Here is a 3,581-nt window from a genome sequence, read left to right as displayed (position 1 = left end):
TTGAATTTTGAGCGATCTAATTTTGAGATAATCTGAGAAAACAACGTTATATTTGCCATAAGAGGGAGTGTTTTTGTTGTGCAATTCAAAGTTAATTTGAAATACAAAACTTCCCTCTTTCTTTTTTGAATTTTTTAAACGTTTAGGACGCTATTGATCATGTTGTTATAAAAATTTTTGATCAAGCCGTTCAAAGTGGTTTCAATATTATAGCCAGATGTAATAAAACCCTAACTTTGCAGTTAAATCTGCCAAAGAGCACAAGCGATGAAGCAATTTGAAATACCAGAATATTACCGATCTCCTATCATTGGAAAGCTTAAGAATGCCCGAAAACTGTCAGATCCGCGCAAGCAGGATTTTACACCTACACTTGTAGATTTTGGGCCTGTGTCATTTCTGATTCCACGCCATTTTGGTTTCTGCTATGGTGTAGAAAATGCCATAGAGCTTTCATACAAGGCACTCGATGAGAACCCGGGAAAGCGTATTTTTCTGCTTAGCCAAATGATTCACAATCCGGAAGTAAACCGCGATCTGGAAGATCGGGGCATTCGTTTTATTATGGATACAGAGGGCAATCAGTTTGTAGATTGGGATGAGCTTCAGCCTGATGATATCGTTATGATACCCGCTTTTGGAACAACAGTAGAAATACGTGCCATGCTGGAGGCGAAAGGCATTGAAATGCAAAAGTACAATACCACTTGCCCTTTTGTAGAGAAAGTATGGAAGCGATCTGCAAAGCTCGGTGCCGATGAATTTACGGTGATTATTCACGGAAAGCATCAACACGAAGAAACCAGAGCCACATTTTCGCATAGCTACCAGGGAGCGCCTTCTGTGGTGGTAAAAGACATGGCAGAATCTGAGTTGTTAGCTGATTTTATTCGCGGAAGCAGACCCTTAAACGAATTTGAGACTGCCTTTGATGGCAAATACAGCCCCGGTTTCGATCCGGCAATCCATCTCACGAAAGTGGGCGTAGTGAATCAAACAACCATGCTTGCCACAGAAACACAGGCCATAGCCGATTATTTTAAGCGCGTAATGACCGAAAAGTACGGCGAGGGGGTGGTGAGAAAACATTTTGCTGATACGCGCGATACGCTTTGCTATGCTACCAACGACAATCAACAGGCTACCCTCGGTGTACTGGAAGAAGAGGCCGATCTGGCCATTGTTGTAGGTGGGTATAACAGCTCAAATACATCCCATATTGTCGAGCTTTGCGAAGAAAAACTGAAATCTTACTTTATCAAATCCGAAACTGAAATCCAATCGCCGGACTTGATTCACCATTTTAATTATCCTGAAAAGATACTCGAGCACACAAATGGCTGGTTGCCTAAAAAAGATCACGTGCGCATTGTGCTTACCAGTGGCGCATCGTGCCCCGACTCTGTGGTAGATAGAGTAATGCAGAAAGTTCTTTCGTTTTTTGATGAAGTAACACCGGTTGACGAAGCAGTGGGTATGGCCATTCGTGAAAACTAATACCGTAGAAAGCGTTTAGCTTGTCTCGAAAATCAATTCCTTAGCCCAATCCAGAGCTTGATTTAACTGCTCTTTTTCGGTCATTTTTGTATTGTCGAGAAGGAGCGCATCGGGAACTTGAACCAATGGATTTTCCTTTCGTGTAGTATCGAGCAAATCACGTTTTTCTAAATTGGCGCGAATTTCTTCAAGCGTTATTGTTTCTCCTTTTTCGGCGAGTTCCTCAAAGCGGCGCATGGCTCGAATATCTTTATTGGCAGTCATAAAGATTTTAAGCTCGGCAAAGGGTAGAACAGCACTGCCAATATCGCGGCCATCCATAACGACGCCACCAAAGCGTGAAGCATCTTGCTGCATAAGGCGCAACTTTTCGCGCACCTTTTTAATGCGGCTCACCTGGCTCACCAAAGCAGAAACCTCCATGTTTCTAATCTCATTTTCTACAATCTCACCATTCAGCCGGGTCATATTCATTCCGTTCGAATTCGTAAAATCGACCGTAATATTGTCTAATTCAGTTTCTAGTCCGCTTTCATCAATTTCGTCGTTGTTGGAAAGGCCATTTCTGATTGCATAGAGCGTAACGGCTCTGTACATCGCGCCAGAATCAATGTAAGCGTAGCCCAAAGCTTTTGCTATTCCTTTGGCAAGGGTGCTTTTTCCGCACGATGAGTAGCCATCGATGGCTATATTTATTTTTCTTTCCACTGAATGCGAAGATACAGCGGAAAGTGAGTTTTGAAAAGTTTTGGGCTATGATTTTTTGAAATCGTCGAATTTTATGCTCACCGAAAAGTGATTGCTCACACCCGCGAGGCTATATGCAGCACGCGCATAGCTGAGGTGGAGTTTGGCAATTCTTACCCCCAGACCGTAAGTAATTCCCGCAGCGCCGGGACGTTCTTCAATTTTTAGCTGCTGGCGACGGTTGTAGTTGTAACCAAAGCGAAGGTTGATGTTTTTGGTAACTAAAACTTCGGCATTAAAAACAAGGTGGCGCGCCAGGTTTTCGCCAAATCCGCCGGGATTTACCTGCGTTTCTTCGCCTGTAAGCGGATCTATCTGTGTCTCTTCATCGCTTTCGGGGGTTAAATCCCAGGTTTGAAGATTCTCGCCAATAAGCGAAAACCGCAAAGGTGCTTTGCTGAGCTTTTTAGAAATGGCCATTTGAATTTCAAAGGGCAAAGTTTCATTGGTGTTGTCGGTATAGCTCGAAATTGAACTCCCGATATTTTTCATTAATAAGGTAGCTGTAAATTCTTTTTCGGGATTGTAATAAGTAGATGCAAGATCTACTGCCACCGCAGATGATTTATACTCGGCAAGCTCACTGAAAATGTACTTTACATTCGCGCCAAGCGAAAAATTATCATCGAGCTGGCGGCCGATTCCGGCTTGAAAGATATACTCGCCAGCATTAAAATTGCCAAGCACATTGCCGGCTTCATCGGTGAGGTCAAAAGTTCCATAACCCAGATTTTCTATCGAAAATGTAAGTGTTCCAATATCCTTAAAATAGTGGCCGTAGCCGATGTGGCTGATGTTGGCTTCACCAAAAAACCGGGTATAGCCAAAAGCAATTTGACCGGAACTTGTAGAATCGAGTAGGGAAGGAGCGATAAGCCCCAGATTGAGATCGCCATCTTTTACAGCTATGGCGTTTCCACCCAAGGCAGCTACCCGCGCGGGACTGATGGTTTGTAAAATCTGGTAATTGTCTTGTCCATTGCCCTGCGCAAAAGACTGCGAAATGCCCAAGATAACAATCGCGATGGTTGTAAACAGCTTATTCATTCTTCCGATAAACGAAGTTAGGGTAAATCTATTGTTTTTAAATGAGAAGAAAGTTTTGAGATTGAATTTTATTAGGGATAAGAACTGAATATCCGCTCGCCACGAGTCTGACAAAAGCCGCTCCGCAGCGGTATTCACTCTGGGGAATAAGTCTAAGGCTATTTATGAAATAGATAATCTACAATTTTTGTAGATGAAATTTTAGATTCCGCAGGGCGCATGCCCAGCGGAGCGGGTTTTTATTGAAGATACGGTCTGATTATCTGCTCCACCAGTGGTTAGTCTGAAGC

General features: G+C 43.2%; 3 protein-coding genes. 1 reads left to right on the top strand and 2 read right to left on the bottom strand.

The genetic code is table 11. The annotated features are described in order from the left end of the window. The first annotated feature begins 267 nt into the window (after positions 1-267). Positions 268-1,497, top strand: coding sequence for a 4-hydroxy-3-methylbut-2-enyl diphosphate reductase (locus G3O08_RS20425; RefSeq protein WP_163287304.1), 1,230 nt, complete (start codon positions 268-270; stop codon positions 1,495-1,497). A 15-nt stretch (positions 1,498-1,512) separates the two neighbouring features. Here G3O08_RS20425 and cmk read toward each other — a convergent pair whose 3' ends face one another. Together cmk and porQ are read right to left on the bottom strand one after the other, a co-directional pair. Further along, positions 1,513-2,205: a (d)CMP kinase gene (cmk, locus tag G3O08_RS20420; RefSeq protein WP_163287303.1), complete on the bottom strand. Its 693-nt coding sequence runs from the start codon at positions 2,203-2,205 to the stop codon at positions 1,513-1,515. Positions 2,206-2,250: 45 nt separating this feature from the next. After that, the gene (porQ, locus tag G3O08_RS20415) at positions 2,251-3,291 is read right to left on the bottom strand and encodes a type IX secretion system protein PorQ (protein ID WP_163287302.1); all 1,041 of its coding nucleotides are present in this window, start codon (positions 3,289-3,291) and stop codon (positions 2,251-2,253) included. Positions 3,292-3,581: the final 290 nt, after the last annotated feature.

The organism is Cryomorpha ignava (assembly GCF_010686655.1).
GTDB lineage: Bacteria > Bacteroidota > Bacteroidia > Flavobacteriales_D > Cryomorphaceae > Cryomorpha > Cryomorpha ignava.
The sequence above is the reverse complement of the archived record's forward strand: the minus strand, read 5'-3'. Positions and strand labels throughout refer to the sequence as shown.

Bases quoted from the DNA above. Each gene is read 5' to 3' on its own strand.
- G3O08_RS20425 (WP_163287304.1), top strand. From the start codon at position 268: ATGAAGCAATTTGAAATACCAGAATATTACCGATCTCCTATCATTGGA.
- porQ (WP_163287302.1), bottom strand. From the start codon at position 3,291: ATGAATAAGCTGTTTACAACCATCGCGATTGTTATCTTGGGCATTTCG.